Consider the following 500-nt stretch of genomic DNA (forward strand, 5'->3'; position numbering starts at 1 on the left):
GAGCTCAGGTAGGGGTTCCATCAGGTATCGGTGTGCTGTGTAACGCTCAGAAAGTACTGTATCTGGTTTTGGGTGCAAGAAAAGCGGTAATGAAATGCGCGATTTTTCTTGGCGAGCACCTGTTGGGTTGATAACTCGGTGCGTCGTTGACGGGAAGTAACCACCTGACGCTTCTTGTAGCATGTCACCGATGTTAATGATCAAGTTACCAAAATCACATGGAACATCGATCCACTCGCCATCTTTGCTCATAACTTGCAGACCAGGCTCGTTCGCCGCTGGCAGTACAGTCAGTAGGTTAATGTCTTCATGAGCGGCTGCGCGAATTGCACCTGGCTCTTCTTCGCCTGTCATTGGTGGGTAATGAAGAACGCGAAGCAACGTTTTGTCGCTGTTATTGATCATTTCTGACAACGCGATAGAGAACTTCTCTTGTACGTCTTTTGGTGCGTACTCTTCTACCCAACCTAGCAGTTCTTGTGCAAAAGCGTTTGCGCGCT

General features: G+C 48.6%; 1 protein-coding gene. It reads right to left on the reverse strand.

Going from position 1 to position 500, the window contains the following annotated elements; translation table 11 throughout:
• Positions 1–500 (reverse strand): 2OG-Fe(II) oxygenase family protein (locus tag R7O13_RS31485; RefSeq protein WP_318305816.1); only part of this gene is annotated, 500 nt, incomplete at both ends.

It is taken from the genome of Vibrio sp. Y176, from assembly GCF_033438945.1.